This window comes from Pseudoduganella sp. R-31, assembly GCF_049913235.1.
In the GTDB taxonomy this organism is placed as follows: Bacteria; Pseudomonadota; Gammaproteobacteria; order Burkholderiales; family Burkholderiaceae_D; genus Rugamonas.
Genome location: NZ_CP183986.1, coordinates 1,541,489 through 1,561,702, shown reverse-complemented (window position 1 = coordinate 1,561,702; position 20,214 = coordinate 1,541,489). Strand labels below are relative to the sequence as shown.

17 protein-coding genes and 1 riboswitch are annotated in these 20,214 nt (G+C 66.6%); of the genes, 8 read left to right on the top strand and 9 right to left on the bottom strand.

The window, feature by feature from the left end:
• Window positions 1-94 precede the first annotated feature (94 nt).
• The 9 genes from ACN9MY_RS07180 to thiC form a co-directional block, all read right to left on the bottom strand.
• On the bottom strand, window positions 95-2,134 hold the full coding sequence (locus ACN9MY_RS07180) for a M56 family metallopeptidase (RefSeq protein ID WP_426321377.1): 2,040 nt from the start codon (window positions 2,132-2,134) through the stop codon (window positions 95-97).
• 245 nt (window positions 2,135-2,379) lie between these two features.
• A complete protein-coding gene (locus tag ACN9MY_RS07175) occupies window positions 2,380-3,486 on the bottom strand; it encodes an S-(hydroxymethyl)glutathione dehydrogenase/class III alcohol dehydrogenase (protein WP_426321375.1) in 1,107 nt (368 codons plus the stop codon).
• 37 nt (window positions 3,487-3,523) lie between these two features.
• On the bottom strand, window positions 3,524-3,916 hold the full coding sequence (locus ACN9MY_RS07170; RefSeq protein ID WP_426168999.1) for a response regulator: 393 nt from the start codon (window positions 3,914-3,916) through the stop codon (window positions 3,524-3,526).
• 157 nt (window positions 3,917-4,073) lie between these two features.
• Window positions 4,074-4,703 carry an ANTAR domain-containing response regulator gene (locus ACN9MY_RS07165; protein ID WP_426321372.1) on the bottom strand — a complete coding sequence of 210 codons (630 nt, stop codon included), beginning with the start codon at window positions 4,701-4,703 and terminating at the stop codon, window positions 4,074-4,076.
• A gap of 17 nt (window positions 4,704-4,720) precedes the next feature.
• Window positions 4,721-5,338, bottom strand: coding sequence for a thiamine phosphate synthase (gene thiE, locus ACN9MY_RS07160; protein WP_426321370.1), 618 nt, complete (start codon window positions 5,336-5,338; stop codon window positions 4,721-4,723).
• Between the two features lie 9 nt (window positions 5,339-5,347).
• Window positions 5,348-6,346 carry a bifunctional hydroxymethylpyrimidine kinase/phosphomethylpyrimidine kinase gene (gene thiD / locus ACN9MY_RS07155; protein WP_426168992.1) on the bottom strand — a complete coding sequence of 333 codons (999 nt, stop codon included), beginning with the start codon at window positions 6,344-6,346 and terminating at the stop codon, window positions 5,348-5,350.
• Window positions 6,343-7,125 carry a thiazole synthase gene (locus tag ACN9MY_RS07150; protein WP_426321368.1) on the bottom strand — a complete coding sequence of 261 codons (783 nt, stop codon included), beginning with the start codon at window positions 7,123-7,125 and terminating at the stop codon, window positions 6,343-6,345. Before ACN9MY_RS07150 ends, thiD begins: the two co-directional genes overlap by 4 nt.
• A 16-nt stretch (window positions 7,126-7,141) precedes the next feature.
• Window positions 7,142-7,345: a sulfur carrier protein ThiS gene (gene thiS / locus ACN9MY_RS07145; RefSeq protein WP_426321366.1), complete on the bottom strand. Its 204-nt coding sequence runs from the start codon at window positions 7,343-7,345 to the stop codon at window positions 7,142-7,144.
• Window positions 7,342-9,201, bottom strand: a complete 1,860-nt coding sequence (gene thiC / locus ACN9MY_RS07140) for a phosphomethylpyrimidine synthase ThiC (RefSeq protein WP_426321364.1) — start codon at window positions 9,199-9,201, stop codon at window positions 7,342-7,344. The genes thiS and thiC overlap by 4 nt, the downstream gene beginning before the upstream one ends.
• A gap of 77 nt (window positions 9,202-9,278) precedes the next feature.
• Window positions 9,279-9,390, bottom strand: a riboswitch (TPP riboswitch).
• A gap of 57 nt (window positions 9,391-9,447) precedes the next feature.
• On the opposite strand from thiC, the gene ACN9MY_RS07135 reads away from it, so the two are divergent.
• The 8 genes from ACN9MY_RS07135 (at window position 9,448) to ACN9MY_RS07100 (ending at window position 20,214) form a co-directional block, all read left to right on the top strand.
• The gene (locus ACN9MY_RS07135; RefSeq protein ID WP_426321363.1) at window positions 9,448-10,065 is read left to right on the top strand and encodes a hypothetical protein; all 618 of its coding nucleotides are present in this window, start codon (window positions 9,448-9,450) and stop codon (window positions 10,063-10,065) included.
• 168 nt (window positions 10,066-10,233) lie between these two features.
• Window positions 10,234-11,436 (top strand): DUF4382 domain-containing protein, encoded by a 1,203-nt coding sequence (locus ACN9MY_RS07130; RefSeq protein ID WP_426321361.1) that lies wholly within the window; start codon window positions 10,234-10,236, stop codon window positions 11,434-11,436.
• 164 nt (window positions 11,437-11,600) lie between these two features.
• On the top strand, window positions 11,601-13,406 hold the full coding sequence (locus ACN9MY_RS07125; protein WP_426321359.1) for an acyclic terpene utilization AtuA family protein: 1,806 nt from the start codon (window positions 11,601-11,603) through the stop codon (window positions 13,404-13,406).
• On the top strand, window positions 13,403-14,521 hold the full coding sequence (locus ACN9MY_RS07120; protein ID WP_426321357.1) for an acyl-CoA dehydrogenase family protein: 1,119 nt from the start codon (window positions 13,403-13,405) through the stop codon (window positions 14,519-14,521). The genes ACN9MY_RS07125 and ACN9MY_RS07120 overlap by 4 nt, the downstream gene beginning before the upstream one ends.
• 11 nt (window positions 14,522-14,532) lie before the next feature.
• A complete protein-coding gene (locus ACN9MY_RS07115) occupies window positions 14,533-15,405 on the top strand; it encodes an SDR family oxidoreductase (protein ID WP_426321355.1) in 873 nt (290 codons plus the stop codon).
• On the top strand, window positions 15,405-17,042 hold the full coding sequence (locus ACN9MY_RS07110; RefSeq protein WP_426321353.1) for an acyl-CoA carboxylase subunit beta: 1,638 nt from the start codon (window positions 15,405-15,407) through the stop codon (window positions 17,040-17,042). The genes ACN9MY_RS07115 and ACN9MY_RS07110 overlap by 1 nt, the downstream gene beginning before the upstream one ends.
• A 14-nt stretch (window positions 17,043-17,056) precedes the next feature.
• Window positions 17,057-18,214 carry an acyl-CoA dehydrogenase family protein gene (locus ACN9MY_RS07105; RefSeq protein ID WP_426321351.1) on the top strand — a complete coding sequence of 386 codons (1,158 nt, stop codon included), beginning with the start codon at window positions 17,057-17,059 and terminating at the stop codon, window positions 18,212-18,214.
• A 53-nt stretch (window positions 18,215-18,267) separates the two neighbouring features.
• On the top strand, window positions 18,268-20,214 hold the full coding sequence (locus ACN9MY_RS07100; protein ID WP_426323697.1) for a biotin carboxylase N-terminal domain-containing protein: 1,947 nt from the start codon (window positions 18,268-18,270) through the stop codon (window positions 20,212-20,214).

The window sequence follows — 20,214 nt, the reverse complement described above, 5'->3', positions numbered from 1 at the left end:
ATGGAAATGAAAGTCGGGGTCAGGTCTGGCAATCCGCCATCTTTTTCGCCATGCGAAAAAGATGGCGGATTGCCAGACCTGACCCCGACTTTTATTACATAAGGGGCTTGGCGCTGCCGTTGCTGATGGCTTCGTCGATCAGGGCGCGCGAGGCTTTATCGGCTTCACGCGACAGGCGGCCCTGTTCGCGTCCCAGCTCGCCCATTTTGCGGCCCATTTCGGCCAGGGGCCGGGACGCTTCGGCGATGCGGGCGTGCATGGCGGCCATTGGCGCCTGGCGTGCTGCCAGCGCGGCATGGCGGGCGCCGATCTCACTGCCGCGGCGCGCCATCTCTTCCGACAGCGGCTCCATCTGCTTGCGCAAGCCTTCCAGGTCGCGTTCGAGCTGGGCGCGGGTCTTGTCGTCGGCCATTTCCATTTTGCGGCTGGCTTTTTCCATGGCGCGGGCGATGCGTTCCTGCTGGCGCGCGGGCAGCTCCATCTGGCGCTCCAGCTCGCGCTCGATCGCTTGCTGCTCTTTGCTGCCCATGGCGGCTTCGGCTTCTTTTGCGATCTTGTCGCTCATGGCTTCTACCTGCTTGCCCTGGACGTCCATCAACTTGCCCTGCTCTTCCATGAGCTTGCCGTGTGCTTCGGCTGGCTTCCACAACTCACGCACCTTGCCCAGCAGGGCCGGGTCCTGGATGACATAGGACTTGCCATCCTTGCGCACGTAGATGAATTCGCCCTTGGTTTCCTGGTGCAGCTTGCGCAGCGCAGCCAGGTCGCTGGGGGCGCCGTGGAAGTTGGTCACCGATAGCTTCTGGTTGTTGTCACGCACATAGGCGTAGGCGCTGCGACTGCCGTCATCGATGGAGAAGTAGTTGTGGCTCTCGATATCCCGCAGCTCTTTCGGCAGCTTTGGCGGTTTCGGCGGCTTGGGCGGAACCAGGACTGCAGCCATCGGCGCTGGCGGAGCTGGCGGCGCAGCGACAGCAGGAGGTGCTGGCGGAGCTGGCGGCGCGGGCTCGACGTCGTGCTGGTCGTCGGCATCGGTGACGTGCATTGCCACGGCGGGCGCTGGTGCCGCAACAGCGCTGGCGGCGGGGAGCGATACTGCTTGCGGCATGGCGTGGGCATACAAGGCGGCGCAGGCAGCAAAAATTCCTAACAGCGGGGTCGCCATCTTCCAGCTCAGTGGCTGTGCATCGGGACGGATCAGGCGTTTGATTCGGGACATGAGGTCTCCTCCGTTTGCCGCGGGAACGGCAAAGTGATTGGTGGTGAACTGGAATTTATCCAGCTCGGAAAGTGCAAGTGCCAGGCGCCGCGGTTCGCCGAGCGTGCTTGCTGCCAAGTCGTCTGCTATCTGTTCACGTTCGCGGCGGATGCATTGCGACAGCATCCATACGCTGGGGTGGTAGAACAGGAAAATCTCGATGCCGCTCTGGACCAGGTTGACCAGGTAGTCGTGGCGGCGCACATGCGCCAGCTCGTGAGCCAGCAAGGCTTCCAGCAAATCGGGCGGCAGGCCGCTGACCAGCGAGGCCGGCAGCAGCACGATCGGGCGCAGGATGCCGGCTGTGATCGGGCCTTCCAGCGCATCGTCGGATACGCCAAGGCGCACCGGGCGGCGAATGCCCATGCGCTGCGCCAGTGCGGTGGCGCGCGCCTGCCAGGTGGCGTCGGCGTGGTAATGGTTGGGCAGGGTGCGGGTGCGCACCCACTGCAGGCCAAGCGACAGGCGCAGCGTCATCAGCGCGGCGCCGGCGGCCCACAGCAGCACCAGCCAGGGCATCTGGCGGCGCAGCAGGTATTCCCAGGAGGCCATGGCGTCGACGTCGACCAAGGCTGTTTCGGCGCCCTGGCCGTCGGCGACGCCGGGAATGGCGGCGATGGCGCCGGCTTCCAGCGGGGCCGGCAGCACGTAGCCGGTGTCGGCGGCGTCGGCCAGGCGCCAGGCGAAGTTGGCCAGCGGGAGCGCGGCGCACAGGAACAAGGCGATGCAAGCCACCAGGTAACGGGCCTGCGGCTTGGCGTTGCGCAGCGCGTGCAGGAGCAGCGCCGCGACGCAGCCGATCAGCAAGCCTTGCCACAGGAAGTGCAGCAGGGACCAGCCCAGGGCGGGGATGACGGCGTTCAGCAGGTTGCTCATGGCAGGCGGCTCCGGTTTGATGGTGTCCTTGCAAACTAGATTAAATGATCTAGAACTTTATGTCTAGAACTTTTTGTCTAGATCGGGATGCAAGTGCTCTGGAGCCAATGTAGCCGCGCGCCGCCACGGCGGCATGCGAAGTGCGACAGAATGCAGATTTGTTGTTCCAGGATGCTTAAAACCGGTAAACCTGGGTCAGACCCGAGGGTCTGACCCAACCGGCCGAAGCCACGGACTGTAGAGGTTTAGTAGACGACCACGGAGCGGATCGATTCGCCGCGTTCCATCAGATCAAAGCCTTCGTTGATGCGATCGAGCGGCAGGGTGTGGGTGATCAGCTCATCGATCTTGAGCTTGCCTTCCATATACCAGTCGACGATCTTCGGCACGTCGGTGCGGCCGCGCGCTCCGCCGAAAGCAGAGCCCAGCCAATGGCGGCCGGTGACCAGCTGGAACGGACGGGTGGAGATCTCCTGCCCCGCCGCCGCCACGCCGATCACGATCGACTTGCCCCAGCCTTTGTGGCAGCACTCGAGCGCCTGGCGCATCAGCTGCGTATTGCCGACGCATTCGAAGCTGTAGTCGGCGCCGCCATCGGTCAGCTGCACAATGGCGTCCACCACGTTCTCCACGTCGCGCGGGTTGATGAAGTGGGTCATGCCGAACTGGCGCGCCATCGCTTCGCGCGCCGGGTTGATGTCGATGCCGATGATCTTGTCGGCGCCGACCATCTTCGCCGCCTGGATCACGTTCAGGCCGATGCCGCCCAGGCCGAACACCACGACGTTGGCGCCCGCTTCAACCTTGGCGGTGAACAGCACGGCGCCGACGCCGGTGGTCACGCCGCAGCCGATGTAGCACACCTTGTCGAACGGCGCGTCGGGGCGGATCTTGGCCAGCGCAATCTCCGGCACCACGATGTAGTTGGAGAAGGTGGACGTGCCCATGTAGTGGAACAGCGGCTTGCCGTCCAGCGAGAAGCGGCTGGAGCCGTCCGGCATCAGGCCCTTGCCCTGGGTGGCGCGGATCGCCTGGCACAGGTTGGTCTTGCGCGACAGGCAGAATTTGCACTGGCGGCATTCCGGCGTGTACAGCGGGATGACGTGGTCGTCCTTCCTGAGCGATGTGACGCCCGGCCCGACGTCGACCACCACGCCTGCGCCTTCATGGCCGAGGATGGCCGGGAACAGCCCTTCCGGATCGGCGCCGGACAGCGTGTAGTGGTCGGTGTGGCAAATGCCGGTGGTCTTGATCTCCACCAGTACTTCGCCCGCGCGTGGCCCGTCCAGGTCCACTTCTTCAATGGTCAGGGGCGCGCCCGCCTTCCATGCAACTGCTGCTCTCGTCTTCATCCCGGTACTCCGAATGTGATAAAGACGACAGCATAGCCTAACTCCTCACCGCCAGCATGGACTCCAGCCCCAGCATGTGCGACACGGTGCGCCACAACTGGCGCGGCGAAGTCCAGGGCTTGGGCAGGAAGGCGTGGGCCTGGTGGTGCAGCATCGGCTGGCTGGCCGAATACAGCAGCACCGGAATGTCTTGCTCGGCCTGGCGCATGGAGCGGATCAGGGCGTGGCCATCGCCGTCGGGCAGGTCGGGATCGATCACCAGCAACGCGAATTCGCCTTGCTGCAACTGGCTTTGCGCCTGGTCGAAGCTGGCGGCATGCACCACGTGGATTTCGGGCGCCAGCAAGGTCGCCAGGACCACGGCGCTATCTTCATCGTGATCGACGTGCAGCACCCGTGGCGCCGGATGCAAATCAAAGGACATGTTCATGAAGCGGTTCTCCGCACTGCAGGGGGAATGGTCGGCGGAGCTGGGCCGAAGGATATTGCCGGGCCGCGAAGGAGTGGCGGCCGCTGAAGGGTGTTGCGGCGGGCGAGTCGGGGCCCACCGCAATAGTCTAATGCAAGAAGATGGCCTGCGGAAAGTCTTATTTTTTCAGGCGTGCGTTAAACGCTGCATGCAAGCCATTCAACATTTCCTCGGCGGCCAGCAGCTGGTCGGCCACTTCATTGATCTTGCGCCGGCTGGAGCGGGCGTGGTCGCGCAGTACTTCGAAGGCGGTGTTGCGGTCGGTCTGGTACTTGCACATCAACAGGCCGACGGCCAGGCTGGTCTCGCGGCCGGCCGCCAGCGCCGCGTTGAGGTTGATCTCGGTGCGCCGCAACTGGCGGATTTCGTCGGCGCGCGCCAGGCCGGCCTCGAAGGCCGGCATCAGGTGGTGCTCGTCGACAGGTTTCACCACGAAACCCACGGCGCCGTAGGCGGCTGCCTGCTTGCCGGCGTCGGCGTCGCCGCGGCCGGACAGGAACATGAAAGGCACCGTGGTGTTGCGGTTCAGCTGCTTGGCCAGCTCCAGGCCCGACATGCCCGGCATGTGGATGTCGAGCAGGGCCAGGTCGGGTTCGCGCTCGGCGATCAGGGACAAGGCCTGGTCCGATGAATGCGCCAGCATGGTGTCGTAGCCGGCGCGGGCTAGCAATTCGCCCAGGAACTCGGTCAGGATCTTGTCATCATCGACGATCAGGATCAGGCGCTTTTGCGGAGTCTGGGCGTTCATCGGCGTCAACCTTATGGTTATGCTAATGGACAAATTATAGACTGAAACTGCCGCACTGCCGCCGCTACATCTTCGGCCAGGTAGACGCTGGTGATAACCGCTACCAGCTGCGCCCCCTCGGCCACCAGCGGCGCGGCATTCTGCGGCGTCATGCCGCCGATGACGCACAGCGGCACGCTGATCACCTCGCGCGCATGGCGCAGGATGGAAGGCTGGGTGGTGACGGCGTACTGCTTCACCTTCGATGGATAAAAGCCGCCGAACGCCACATAGCTGGCGCCGGCCGCCTGTGCCGCCTGGGCGCGCGCCAGCTCGCCGTAGCAGGAAGCGCCAATCAGCTTGTTGGGGCCGAGCGAAGCGCGCACCTCGGCCAGCGGTGCATCAGTGCCGCCGAGGTGCACGCCGTCGGCGCCCAGTTCGCGGCACAGCGCCACGTGGTCGTTGACCAGGAAAGGCACGCTGTACTTGTGGCACAGTTCGCGCAGCGCCCCGCCCTGCTCGCGCCGCAGGGCGGCACTGGCGTCCTTGTGGCGGTACTGCAGCAGCGCGACGCCGGCGCGCAGGGCCTGCTCGGTGACCTCGAGCAGCTTGTCGGTGTCGTCCCAATTCGGGGTCACCAGGTAAAGTCCTTGCATTATTTCTCCTTATCGCTGCGGAATGCGCTGGCCGGGTGCGATCGCATATGAGGCGGCCAGTGCGCGCTGGGTGTAGCCTTGCGCCTTGGTTAATGCTTGTGCCATGGTATTGCCCAGCGCCAGCAGGGCTGCCGTGGCGGCGGCCAGCGTGCATCCGCTGCCGTGGAAGCCGCCGGGCAGGCGCGGCCAGCTCCAGTTCTGCTGGCGGTCCGGCCCGAGCCAGCGGTTGACCACCACGTCGCTGTCTTCGTCGTGGCCGCCGGTCACCAGCACGTGGGTGCAGCCCAGGGCGCGCAGCGCGCGGGCATGGGCCAGTGCATTGCCATGGGCAGTGCCATGCCATGCCCGCGGCACGCCAGGCGCCGCGCGGGCGGGCACTTCGCCACGCTCCGGGCCGGGTTCATCGTACGGTTCCGCGCTGCCAGCAACCGGCGCGGCGGCCATGGAGGCCATCATGGACTCCGCCGCGGCGCCCACGCGAACGGGAGCGCGATAGCGCGCCGCGTTGCCAGCCAGGGCTGCCGCCTCCGGTCCATTCGGCGTGATCAGCGTTGCCAGCGGCAGCAAGGGCGCCAGCGCCTGCACCGCATCGTCGCGGCCCAGCGCATCTCCGTGACCGCTGCGCAGCACGGGATCGAGCACCACCGGCGGATCGCTGTACAGCCGCTGCGCCCAGCCCGGCGCCGCGCCGGCTGCCGCGCGATGCGTGGCGCGCAGCTCGCCGATCAGCATGGCGATGGCCTGCGCGTTTTCCGCGCTGCCCGGAATGCCGATCTTCACCGCCGCCACCGGCACCTGCGCCAGCAGCGCGCGCGCCTGCTGCAGCACAACATCCGCAGCCACCGGCATCACCGCATGCACGCGGTTATTGTCCTGCACCGTGATGGCAGTCAGCACCGGCAGCGCATGCGCCCCCATCGCGGTGATGGCCTGGATATCGGCCGCCATGCCGGCGCCGCCCGAAGGATCGGCGCCGGAAAACACCAGCACGCAGGGCCGGTCGCTCATGCGAGCCTCCCCGCCGTCGGCGACGAAGGCGAGGCGGCGAAACGGCGCGGCATGCGGCCTGCCAGGAAGGCTTCACGGCCGGCCTGCACGCCCAGCTTCATGGCGCGCGCCATGCGTACCGGGTCGCCGGCAGCGGCGATGGCGGTGTTCATCAGCACGCCGTCGCAACCGAGCTCCATGGCAATCGCTGCATCGGAGGCGGTGCCGACGCCGGCATCGACCAGCACCGGCACCTTCGACTGTTCGATGATCAGCGACAGGTTCCACGGATTCAGGATGCCCATGCCGGAGCCGATCAGCGACGCCAGCGGCATCACCGCGCAGCAGCCGATGTCTTCCAGCATGCGCGCCTGGATCGGGTCGTCGCTGCAGTAGACCATGACGTCGAAGCCGTCCTTCACCAGTTCGCGCGCCGCGACCAGGGTTTCCGGCATGTTCGGGAACAGGGTCTTCTCGTCGCCCAGCACTTCCAGCTTGACCAGCTTGTGGCCGTTCAGCAGCTCGCGCGCCATCTGCAGCGTGTACACGGCGTCTTTCGCCGTGTAGCAGCCGGCCGTATTCGGCAGGATGGTGAATTCGTGCGGCGGCACATAGTCCAGCAGGCTGGGCGCGTGCGGGTCCTGGCCGATGTTGACGCGGCGGATCGCCACCGTGATGATTTCCGCGCCCGCAGCCAGCGTGGCTTCGCGGGTCTGCGGCAGGTCCTTGTACTTGCCGCTGCCGACCAGCAGGCGCGAGTTGTATTCCTTGCCTGCGATAACCAATGGTTTGTCTTGCATTTGCAGTCTCCCCTTTTTAGCCCCCGCCGATGGCGCGGACGATGTCTACTTTATCGTTGTGGTTGAGCGCGACCTGCGGCCAGCGCTGGCGCGGCACCACCTGGCGGTTGACCGCCAGCGCCAGCGCCTGGCCGGTCAGCTCGAGCGAATTGATCAGCTGGTCCAGCGTCTGCTGCGGCGGCACCGCATGCGCGGCGCCATTCAGTTCAATCTCGATCATGCTTGCTCGCGGTAGATGTTCGCGCCGCCCTTGACGAACTCGATCGATTTTTCCTGCATGCCCTTGGCAGCGAACTCGCGCACTTCCTGCGTGATCTTCATCGAGCAGAAATGCGGGCCGCACATGGAGCAGAAGTGCGCCACCTTGGCCGAATCCTTCGGCAGGGTCTCGTCGTGGAATTCGCGCGCGCGGTCCGGGTCCAGGCCCAGGTTGAACTGGTCTTCCCAGCGGAATTCAAAGCGCGCCAGCGACAGCGCGTTGTCGCGGATCTGCGCGCCCGGATGGCCCTTCGCCAGGTCCGCCGCGTGAGCCGCGATCTTGTAGGTGATGATGCCTTCCTTGACGTCGGCCTTGTTCGGCAGGCCAAGGTGCTCCTTCGGCGTCACGTAGCACAGCATGGCGGTGCCGTACCAGCCGATCTGCGCCGCGCCGATGCCGGAGGTGATGTGGTCGTAGCCCGGCGCGATATCGGTGGTCAACGGGCCCAGGGTGTAGAACGGCGCCTCGCTGCACTGCTCCAGTTGCAGGTCCATGTTCTCCTTGATGAGCTGCATCGGCACGTGGCCAGGGCCTTCGATCATCACCTGCACGTCGTGCTTCCAGGCGATTTGCGTCAGTTCGCCCAGGGTTTTCAGCTCGCCCAGTTGCGCCGCATCGTTGGCATCCCACACCGAGCCGGGACGCAGGCCGTCGCCCAGCGAGAAGCTCACGTCGTAGGCCTTCATGATTTCGCAGATCTCTTCGAAGTGCGTGTACAGGAAGTTTTCCTGATGGTGCGCCAGGCACCACTTGGCCATGATCGAACCGCCGCGCGACACGATGCCGGTCATGCGGTTGGCCGTCAGCGGCACGTAGCGCAGCAGCACGCCGGCGTGGATGGTGAAGTAGTCGACGCCCTGCTCCGCCTGTTCGATCAGGGTGTCGCGGAAGATTTCCCAGGTCAGGTCTTCGGCCTTGCCGTTCACCTTTTCCAGCGCCTGGTAGATCGGCACGGTGCCGATCGGCACCGGCGAATTGCGCACGATCCATTCGCGCGTTTCGTGGATATGCTTGCCGGTGGACAGGTCCATCACGGTGTCGCCGCCCCAGCGGATGGCCCAGGTCATCTTCTCCACTTCCTCGCCGATGGAGGAGGTCACGGCGGAGTTGCCGATATTGGCGTTGATCTTGACCAGGAAATTGCGGCCGATGATCATCGGCTCCAGTTCCGGGTGGTTGATGTTGGCCGGGATGATGGCGCGGCCGCGGGCAACTTCCTGGCGCACGAATTCCGGCGTGATCTCCTCAGGGATGGCGGCGCCGAACGATTCGCCACGGTGCTGGCGGCCCAGCAGGTCGGCCATGCGCTGGCCCTTCTCGCCCTGGGCACGCAGGCCGGCCAGGTATTCCTTGCGGCGCAGGTTTTCGCGGATCGCCACGTATTCCATTTCCGGCGTGACGATGCCCTGGCGCGCGTAGTGCATCTGCGTTACGTTGCGGCCGGCCTGGGCGCGGCGCGGCTGGCGGTGCAGCTCGAAGCGCAGCGCGTCGAGCTTTTCGTCGGCCAGGCGCAGGCGGCCGTAATCGGAAGTCGGGCCGGCCAGCAATTCGGTGTCGTCGCGCTCGGCGATCCAGGCGGCGCGCGGCGTGCCCAAACCCTTGCGAATGTCGATGGCGGCGTCCGGATCGCTGTACGGGCCGGAGCAATCGTACACGGTGACCGGTGCGTTGTCGCCGGACAGGCTGATTTCGCGCATCGGCACGCGCAGGTCCGGGCGGCTACCGGTAACATAGATCTTGCGGGAATTCGGCAGCGGGGTAACGGCTGCGGAGTCGACCTCGGCCTGGGCGGCGAGGAAGGTTGGATTGGCGTTCATTTTGGCTCCTTTGTTGGCGCAGGAGCCAGCAAAGGAGGTTAGGTTGCGCTTGCGGTTGCGCCGTGTAGGCGCAACCGCTGCGTATCCTGAAGCTTCCCTTCGCTGGCATTATCCAGATCAGGTTCGGAGGGTATTTCTCACCCGCGCACCCGGTATCGAACCGCGCGCACAGGACCCCTAGCGTGTGCCACCTTTCGGCAGCGAGCGGATTATATCTATAATCGGTGCGCATTAAAAGGAGACCGGATGCGATATGTAGTATTCCTGGCAGCGATGGCTGCGCAGGCCGCCATGGCGGCGCCAGGCGCCGATGCGCGCGCCCCAACGCTGGCCGAGCAGCGCTCGTTCGAACAGTTCATGCAGCGCACCGCGCCGGGCGCGCCCGTTCCGCCGCTGCGCATTGAGCGCGGACACGATGGAAGAAAATGGATTGCCAGCGCTAGCAGCGACGCGCCGCCGGTGCGCCTGGTGCTGCCGCTGTGCCGCGTCACGCGCACCCGCTACGCACAGCAGGCCGACGACAGCTGGAGCGCCGACAGCAGCCAGCATGTCTGGATTCACCACACCACCAGCTGCGGCACGCCGCCGGCCACGATGGTCGAACTGCGCGCGCCGCTGGCCGAGATCGACATGCTGCGCCTGATCCAGGCCCAGGGCGAACTGCTGCAGCGCGCTCGCCTGCTCATGGCCGGCAACACCAGTTGCGCACCAACGCGCTCGCGCAATTTCCAGTTGCGCGCACTGGGCCGCAGTCCCGATGGCATGTTCCTGCTTGCTTACGAAAGCGATATCGGCAGCAAGGTAGACGTGACGGTGCGGCCGTCGCGCGCGGAGCTCACCGCGTGGAATGTCAACTGCCCATAGGAGTGCGGGATGGCTGTGTTGCCATGCGCCAACACAAGGCGGAACCGCTCAGTTACTTGCCATCTGCAAGTGTAACAATTCGTTACTATGTGCGTAATCGCACATAGCGTTTTTCCTCTCGGTTCCGATAATGGAAGAGCACCAATAACTACTTCGAGAGGCAACACCATGAACTCCAAAGTCTCCCTGCTTCCACTCGCACTGACATCCCTCTTGCTCGCGGCCTGCGGCGGCGGTGGCGGCGGCGACGCCCCGCCGGTCCAGACCATGGGCACCCTGGGCGTGTCGATTACCGACGCACCGGCCTGCGGCTTCGATGCCGTCAACGTGACGGTCAACAAAGTTCGCGTCAACACAAGCGCGACCGCCAGCGACACCGACAGCGGCTGGACCGACATCACCCTGTCGCCCGGCAAGAAAATCAATCTGCTGAACCTGACCAACGGCACCCTGGATGCACTGGGCCAGACCTCGCTGGCAGCAGGCCGCTACAACCAGGTGCGCCTGGTACTGGACCCGAACACCGGCAACGCGACTGCCAACTCCGTGGTCCTGAGCGGCACCACCACCGAGATCTCGCTCGACACCCCGAGCGCGGTCCAGTCCGGCATCAAGATGAATGCCGACTTCACCGTGGAAGCGGGCCAGCGTTACGACCTGGTGATGGACTTTGACGCCTGCAAATCCATCGTCACCAAGGGCAATGGCAAGTACGCGCTGAAACCGGTGGTTAAAGTGATCCCGACTGCCCTGAACGGCATCAGCGGCTTCGTTGCCACGTCGACGCTGTCCGACGGCGTCACCGTCAGCGCCCAGCAAAACGGCGCCGTGGTGGCGGCGACGGTGCCAAGCGCCACCGGTGAATTCGTGCTGCCACGCCTGCCTCTCGGTAACTACGACGTGGTGATCACCTCCAACACCCACGCGGCCTACGTGGTGGGCGGCGTGCCGGTGACCTCCACCACCGGCATGGTTCCGATCAGCACCACCGGCGCGCCCTTCACCCTGGCCAACACCAGCCTGATGGGCTCGATCAGCGGCACCGCGACGCTGACCCCGGCCAGCGCCACCGAATCGGCCCTGGTCTCGGCCAAGCAAGCCATTACCGGCGGCCCGACCGTCACCCTGCGCTACGCCAACGCGGACCTGACCACCGGCGCCTACAGCATCACCAAGCTGCCGCTGGCCGCGCCGCAGTACGCCGCCTATAGCGCCACCCTGCCGCTGGCCTTCTCCAGCGCAGGCACGATCCCGGCAACCGGCATGTACAAGGTCGATGCCTCCGCCACCGGCTACACCACGCTGTCCAACGCCTCGGTCGACATCAACGTCGCCAACGCGGTCAACGTGAACTTCAACCTGGTGCCTTAAGCACCTGCGTCGGCTTCGCTGACGCTGCAGCCCCGGCCCCGCCACTGGCGGCAGCCGGGGCTTTTTCATGCGTCGTGCCGCAGCAACGCAGCACGCTTGCACAGGCACGCTTTTCCGCGGTATCCTGAATTATTCAATCGATTGATTTAATAAAAGGAGCCGCAGTGCGCGCAGGCAGGAACCATGTCCGGATCGGCGGTGCAGCAGGCTTCTGGGGCGACAGCGCCCTCGGCCCGCGCCAGCTGCTCGATGGCGGCGACCTCGATTACCTGGTTTTCGATTACCTGGCCGAGCTGACCATGTCGCTGCTGGCGGCAGCGCGCCGCAAGCAGCCCGGACTCGGTTACGCCACCGACTTCATCGACGTCATGCGCGACGTGCTGGGCGACGCCCTGGCGCGCGGCGTACGCATCGTCGCCAACGCCGGCGGCATCAACCCTCAAGGCTGCGCGGCAGCACTGCGCGCGCTGGCGGCGGAACAGGGGCTGGAGCCGCGCATCGCCGTGGTCGAAGGCGACGATGTATCTGCCCTGCTGCCCGCCCTGCATGCGGAAGGCATCGAGCTGCCGGCCACGGTGCTGAGCGCAAACGCCTACCTCGGCGCGCTGCCGATCAAGGCCGCGCTGGATGCACGCGCCGACGTGGTGATCACAGGCCGCTGCGTCGACAGCGCGGTGACACTGGGCGCCCTGATGCACGAATTCGGCTGGGCGCCCGACGACTACGACCGGTTAGCCGCCGGCAGCCTGGCCGGGCACCTGATCGAATGCGGCTGCCAGGGCAGCGGCGGCCTGTTCACCGACTGGGAGCAGGTGCCCGATTGGGCCAACAGCGGCTATCCGGTAGTGGAATGCCGCGCCGACGGCAGCTTCGTGCTGGGCAAGCCGGAAGGCACCGGCGGCCTGGTGACCCCGGCCGTAGCGGCCGAGCAGTTGCTGTACGAGATTGGCGATCCCTCGCGCTACCTGCTGCCCGACGTTGTATGCGACTTCACCGCCGTCACCCTGCAAGCCGAAGGCCCGCAGCGCGTGCTGGTGCAAGGTGCGCGCGGCCAGGCGCCAACGCCGACTTACAAAGTCAGCGCCACCTATGCCGACGGCTTCCGCAGTGCTGCGCAACTGACTGTGGTCGGCCACGAAGCGGGGCGCAAGGCGCGCCGCAGCGCCGAAGCGATCCTGGCGCGCACGCGGGCGATGTTCGCGCGCGCCGGCCTGGGCGACTATTCGGCAACCCATATCGATGTATTGGGCGCGAAGGAAGGCTTCGGCCAGGCAGTAATGTGGTTGGCGGTAGCGCACCCGCAGCGCGCCGCGCTTGAAATCTTCGCGCGCGAGATCGCCCCGGCCGGCACCTCCTGGGCCCCCGGCACTACCGGCTTCGGCGGCCGACCTGCCGTATCCCCCGCCATCAAACAGTTCTCCTTCCTGCTCGCCAAAACCCGCCTCCAGCCCATCGTCCACCTGCCCGACGGCACCACGGCCCAGCCCGTGTCACACCTTGGGATCATCACGGGGACGCCGAGTCCCCAAGAGGGACACGGCCTCGAGCATAGCGGCCCTGCACGGCAGAGCTCGTGTCACACCCTGGGGTCACACCCCAAGTGTGACACGAGCCCAACTGGAGAGGGGTGGCGCGTGGTGCCGCTGATCGAGCTGGCTTGGGCGCGTAGCGGGGATAAGGGGGATACCTCGAATATCGGCGTGATCGCGCGCCATCCGGACGACCTGCCTTTGCTCCGTGAGCAGCTCACGCCGGATGCGGTGGCGGCGTACCTGGCCGACAAGGTGCGCGGTGCGGTGACGCGCTATGAGCTGCCTGGAATTCGTGCTCTTAACTTCGTGTGCGAACAGGCTCTGGGCGGCGGCGGGATGGCGTCGCTGCGCCATGACCCGCTCGGCAAAGGCATGGCGCAGTGGCTGCTGGCGATGCCGGTTGCTGTGCCGCCCAACTTTACCAGCCGGAGGACATGATGGAAGAGGCACTGCGCGCCACGGTGCGACGTTTCGTCGAGCAGGAGCTGCGGCCACACGTCAACGACTGGGAGGAGGCAGGCACCTTCCCTCGCGCACTGTACAAACAGGCTGGCGAGCTTGGGCTGCTGGCCCTGGGCTTTCCGGAACCGGAGGGCGGCATTCCAGCCAGCTATCGCCAGCTGCAGGTGCTGAACGAGGAACTGTGCCGCACCGGCTGCGGCGGCTTGCTGGCTTCCCTGTTCAGCCACCGCATCGGCGCGCCGCCCATCGTGCATGGCGGTTCGGCGGCACTGCGGGCGCGTGTGCTGCCCGGCATATTCGCCGGCGAGAAGATCAGCGCCCTGGCGGTGACGGAACCGGGCGGCGGCTCCGACGTGGCCAGTCTGGCGACTACGGCCGTGCGCGATGGCGACCATTACATCGTCAATGGCAGCAAGACCTTCATTACCTCGGGCATGCGCGCGGACTGGATTACGGCGGCTGTGCGCACCGGCGGTGCTGGCGCCTCTGGCATCAGCGCCCTGCTGGTGCCCGGCGACACGCCCGGCCTGGCGCGCACCCCGCTGAAGAAAATGGGCTGGTGGTGCTCCGATACCGCAGAACTGCATTTCGACCAGTGCCGGGTGCCGGCCGCCAACTTGCTGGGTGCGGAAAACGCCGGCTTCGCGCTGCTGATGCGCAATTTCAACGACGAGCGCCTGATGCTGGCCATGCACGCCTGCTTCCTGGCGCAAGCCTGCCTTGACGAGGCGGTGGAGTGGGCGCAGCAGCGCAAAACTTTCGGCAAGACGCTGGTGCAGCACCAGGCCGTGCGCCACAAGCTGGTGGCGATGGCGACGCGCATCGAAGCCACGCGCGCCTTCATCGACAGCATCGTGGCGCGCATGGATGGGGGCGAGCAGCCGGTGGCGCAGGTATGCATGCTGAAGAACTTCGCGGCGCAAACCATGCAGGCCTGCTCCGGCGAGGCGGTGCAGATCCTGGGCGGCATGGGCTTCATGCGCGGCACGGTGTCGGAACGCGTCTACCGCGACGCCAAGGTGTATATGATCGGCGGCGGCGCCGAAGAAATCCTCAACGACCTGGCTGCGCGCCAGCTCGGCTGGTCCTGAAAGGAAGCTGAATGTATCAATCGATCTTCAAACCCGGCCTGTTCGAGGGCCGCACCATTGTCGTGACGGGCGGCGGCAGCGGCATCGGGCGCTGTGCGTCGCATGAGCTGGCGGCGCTGGGGGCGCGCGTGCTGCTGGTGGGGCGGGAATCGGCCAAGCTCGATGCCGTTCGTGCCGAAATCGCCCGCGCAGGCGGCGCGGCCTACGGCTACAGCTGCAATATCCGCAGCGAAGAAGCGGTGCGCGAACTGGTGGCTACGGTGGTGGCCGAGCATGGCCTGGTTCATGGCCTGGTCAACAATGCAGGCGGCCAGTTCCCTGCGCCGCTGCGCGAAATTTCGCAAAAGGGCTGGGAGGCAGTGGTGCAGACCAACCTGACCGGCGGCTTCCTGCTGGCGCGCGAATGCCTGAACCAGAGCATGGCCGAACATGGCGGCGCCATCGTCAATATCGTGGCCGACATGTTCGGCGGCATGCCCGATATGGGCCATTCGGGCGCGGCGCGCGCCGGCATGGTGAGCCTGACCGAGACCGCGGCTTTCGAATGGGCGCAATACGGGGTGCGGGTGAATGCCGTGGCGCCGGGCTATATCGCTTCTTCAGGCATGGACCAGTATCCACCGGAGATGCGTGACACCATCCGCGCCTTTCCGCGCACCGTGCCACTGCACCGTTTCGGTACCGAGTCGGAAGTGGCGGCGGCGATTGCCTTCCTGCTATCCGATGCGGCAGCCTTCATCACCGGCGCCACCTTGCGCGTCGACGGCGGCCGGCCCAACGTGCGGCCAGGCATGCCGATGCCTCGGCCGCGCCAGGCTGGGGCGACAGCGGCCTTCAACGGCTTCCACCTGGCTGCCGCGCCGCGCGTGCTGGAGGGCGAATAATGCCCGCGCTGGAGAGCCGCGTCGTGCCGCAGGGCGAAGCCTTCCAGGCCAACAGCGCTGCGCTGCAAGTGCAGTTGGGGCGCCTGCGCGAACTGGAGGCGCGCACGCGCGACAAGTCGGCCGCCTCGGCGCCTCTGTTCGCCAAGCGCGGCCAGCTGCTGCCGCGCGAACGCCTGGGTGCCCTGCTCGATGCCGGTGCCCCATTCCTCGAAATGGCGACGCTGGCCGGCTTTTGCCTTGACCATCCGGATCCAGAGCGCTCGGTGCCCGGCGGCGGAATGGTGGGCGGCATCGGCTTCGTCGGCGGCGTGCGCTGCATGGTGGTGGCCGACGATTCGGGCATCGATGCCGGTGCGGTGCAGCCGATGGGGATAGAGAAGTTCCAGCGCCTGCAGCAAGTGGCGCTGGCGCAGAAGCTGCCCTTCATCCACCTGGTCGAATGCGCGGGCGCCAACCTGCTGGACTACAAGGTCGAAACCTTCATCCATGGGGGCAGCGGTTTTTACTGGCTGGCGCGCCTGTCTGCGGCGGGGCTGCCTGTGATCAGCGTGGTGCACGGCTCGAGCACGGCGGGCGGCGCCTACATGCCCGGCCTCTCCGACTACGTGGTGATGGTGCGCGAGCGCGCCAAGGCTTTCCTGGCCGGGCCGCCGCTGCTGAAGGCAGCCACCGGCGAAATCGCCAGCGAGGAAGAACTGGGCGGCGCGCAGATGCACGCCGCAGTGTCAGGGCTGGCCGAATACCTGGCTGAGGACGATGCCGACGCGCTGCGCATCACACGTGAACTGGTAGCCAGCCTGGGCTGGAATGGCGGCGCGCCCCGGGCTGCGGCGCCGGCCGTGGCGGGCGGCGGCTACCAAGCGCCACTCTATGACGCCGCTGAACTGCTCGGCATCGCTCCCAGTGACCAGCGCAAGCCCCTCGATATGCGAGAAGTCATCGCGCGCATCGTTGACGGTTCGGCTTTCCTGGAATTCAAGCCCGGCTACGGCGCGGCCACCGTGACCGGCCACGCGGCCATCTGCGGCATGGCAGTCGGCATCATCACCAACAACGGCCCGCTGGACCCGGCCGGCGCCACCAAGGCGGCGCACTTCATCCAGCTATGCTGCCAGTCCGGCACGCCGGTGGTGTTCCTGCAGAACACCACCGGCTTCATGGTCGGCAAGGCGTACGAACAGGCCGGCATGATCAAGCACGGCTCGAAGATGATCCAGGCGCTGGCCAACGCCAACGTGCCACGCATCACCGTGCATTGCGGCGCTTCTTTCGGCGCCGGTAACTACGGTATGTCCGGGCGCGGCTTCATGCCGGACTTCTGCTTCAGCTGGCCCAATGCGCGCACCGCCGTGATGGGCGCCGAGCAGGCCGCGACCACGATGGCCATCGTGATGGAGGGCAGCATGCGGCGCAAGGGCCAGGAAGTCGACCATGCGGCGATTGCCGCCATGCGGGGAAAGGTGATCGACACCTTCGAGCGCCAGACCGATGCTTTCACTACATCCGGACGCCTGCTGGACGACGGCGTCATCGATCCGCGCGACACGCGCAAGGTGCTGGCCTGCGTGCTGGCAGTGTGCGACGAGGCGCGCCGGCGCGAGCTGCGGCCGGTGCAATTCGGCGTCGCCCGACCATAAATACTGGAGACCCCATGGAATACAGCCACGAACACTTGGAACTGCAGCGCAACCTGAAACGCTTCATCGAGACCGACATCAACCCGTTCGTCGACGAATGGGAGGCGGCGGAGATCTTCCCCGCCAAGGAAGTGTTCCGCAAGCTGGGCGCGCTGGGCATGCTGGGCGTGTCCAAGCCAGTCGAATTCGGCGGCCTGGGCCTCGATTATTCATATTCGATGGCGATGGCCGAAGCGCTTGGCCATATCCGCTGCGGCGGCGTGCCGATGGCGATCGGGGTGCAGACCGATATGGCGACCCCGGCGCTAGCGCGCTTCGGCTCGGACGCACTGCGGCGCGAGTTCCTGGCGCCGGCAATCAGCGGCGAGGCAGTGGCCTGCGTCGGCGTATCGGAGCCGGGCGCCGGCTCCGACGTGGCGGCCATCCGCACCACGGCGCGCAAGGACGGCAGCGACTACATCATCAACGGCAGCAAGATGTGGATCACCAACAGCCTGCAGGCGGACTGGATGTGCCTTCTCGCGATCACCGGCGACGGCCCGGCGCACCGCAACAAGTCGCTGATCATCGTGCCGATGGATACGCCGGGCATCAGCGTGGGCAAGAAGATCCGCAAGATCGGCATGAACTCCTCCGACACGGGCCTGATCCACTTCGACGAGGTGCGGGTGCCGCAGCGCTTCCTGGTGGGCGAGGAAGACAAAGGCTTCACCTACCAGATGCTGCAGTTCCAGGAAGAGAGATTGTGGTGCGCGGCCAATATCGTGCAGCAGATGCAGAACTGCATCGACGCCACCATCGACTACACGCGCGAGCGCAAGATCTTCGGCGCCAGCGTGCTGGACAACCAGTGGGTGCACTTCAAGCTGGCCGAAATGCAGACCGAGCTCGAATCGCTGCGCGCCCTGACCTACCGCGCCTGCGGCATGTATATCGGCGGCGCCGACGTCACCGAGCTGGCCTCGATGGCCAAGCTGAAGGCGGGCCGCCTGGCGCGCCAGATCACCGACGGCTGCATGCAGTTCTGGGGCGGCATGGGCTTTACGCTGGAGAACCCGGTGTCGCAGTTTTACCGCGACGGGCGCCTGACGTCCATCGGCGGCGGCGCCGACGAAGTCATGCTGGGCATCATCTGCAAATACATGGACATCCTGCCGGGCCGCAAAGCGTGAACGCCTTCGACACCATCCTGGTCGCCAACCGCGGCGAAATCGCGCTGCGCGTGATGCGCACGGCGCGGCGCATGGGCTACCGCTGCGTGGCGGTGTATTCCGACGCCGATGCCGGCGCGCCGCACTGCGCGATCGACGCGGCCGACGGCCCGCACGCGGCGCTGCGCATCGGCGGCGCCGCACCGGCCGATTCTTACCTGAACATCCCGGCGCTGCTGGCGGCGGCCAAGGCCAGCGGCGCCGGCGCCATACACCCCGGCTACGGCTTCCTGGCCGAGAGTGCCGAATTCGCGCAGGCCTGCGCCGATGCCGGGCTGGCCTTCATCGGCCCGCCGTCCGCAGCGATCGGGGCGATGGGCAACAAGGCCGGCGCCAAGCGGCTGATGCTGGAGGCTGGCGTGCCCTGCGTGCCGGGCTACCAGGGCGAGGACCAGACGGAGCAGCGCATGGCCGCCGAAGCGCGCCGCATCGGCTACCCGGTGATGATCAAGGCTGCCGCCGGCGGCGGCGGGCGCGGAATGCGGCGGGTGGACGAGGTGGGCGCATTCGGCGCCGCGCTGGCATCGGCGCGCTCGGAGGCGCTGCACGCCTTCGGCAGCGCGGAAGTGATCCTCGAGCGCGCCATCCTCGAGCCCCGCCATGTCGAGATCCAGGTGTTTGCCGACAGCCATGGCAACGTGGTGCATATGGGGGAGCGCGATTGTTCTGTCCAGCGGCGGCACCAGAAGCTGATCGAGGAATCGCCCTCGCCGGCAGTATCGCCGGAGCTGCGCGAGCGCATGGGTGCGGTGGCCGTGGCTGCGGCGCGCGCCATCGGCTACGTCGGAGCAGGCACCCTGGAATTCCTGCTCGACCGCGACGGCGAGTTCTATTTCATGGAGATGAACACCCGCCTGCAGGTCGAGCATGCGGTGACGGAAGCGATCACCGGCATCGACCTGGTGGAGTGGCAGCTGCTGGCGGCGGCGGGTGCGCCGCTGCCTTTGACGCAGGCCGAACTCGATGCGCGGCGAGCGGTTGGCGGCCATGCCATCGAAGTGCGGTTGTGCGCGGAAGACCCGGCCCAGGACTTCCTGCCGCAAAGCGGGGAGGTGCTGCGCTGGAGCGCGCCGGCAGGCGTCCGCTGCGACCACGCGTTGGCCGACGGCGCGCGGGTACCGCCGTACTATGACTCAATGCTTGCCAAGCTGGTCGCCCACGGCAGCGACCGCGCGGACGCCCTGCGTCGCCTGCGCCGCGCGCTGGACGAATGCGTGCTGCTCGGCATCCCGAGCAACCGTGCTTTCCTCGCGCGATGCCTGGCGCATCCCGCCTTCGCAGCAGGCCAGGCCAGCACCGGCTTTATCGCGCTGCACCTGCCGGCCGGCCAGCGTGGGGCGGCGGCCGATCTGGCGCGCGTCCTGCCGGCGGCAGGCGCCCTCCTGGTGTGGCATCGCTCGCAACGGCACGCGCGCCGCTACCCCGATGAACTGCACGGCTGGTGCTCCAGCCAAGCCTATGCCCAGCCTTTGCGCTTTACGCTGGACGACGCCGAGCAGCAGGGCCGGGCCAGCGCCGACGGTCCCGACGCCTGGCGCGTTGCCAGCGGCGACAGCGCCACGCCGGTGCGCGCCGAAATCACCGAAGCGCCGCCTGGCACGCTGCAGCTGTCGCTCGATGGCCAGCCCGCCACGCTGCATTTCGCCGCCGACGGCGCCAGGCTGTACTTCCTGCTGGACGACACCGAGCATGCGCTGCACGACCTGTGCGACGCGCCGCCGCGCATGGCCGGCAATGGCGCGGCCGATGGCCGCATCGAAGCGCCCATGAACGGCCGCGTGGTCGCGCTGCATGTCGCGCAAGGCGAAAAAGTCAGCGCCGGCCAGCCGCTGCTGGCCCTGGAGGCGATGAAGATGGAGCACAGCCTGCTGGCAAGCCGTGACGGGACGGTTGCCACGCTCGGCGCCGCGCTCGGCATGCAGGTGGCGACCGGGCAGCTGCTGCTGGAAATCACACATTGA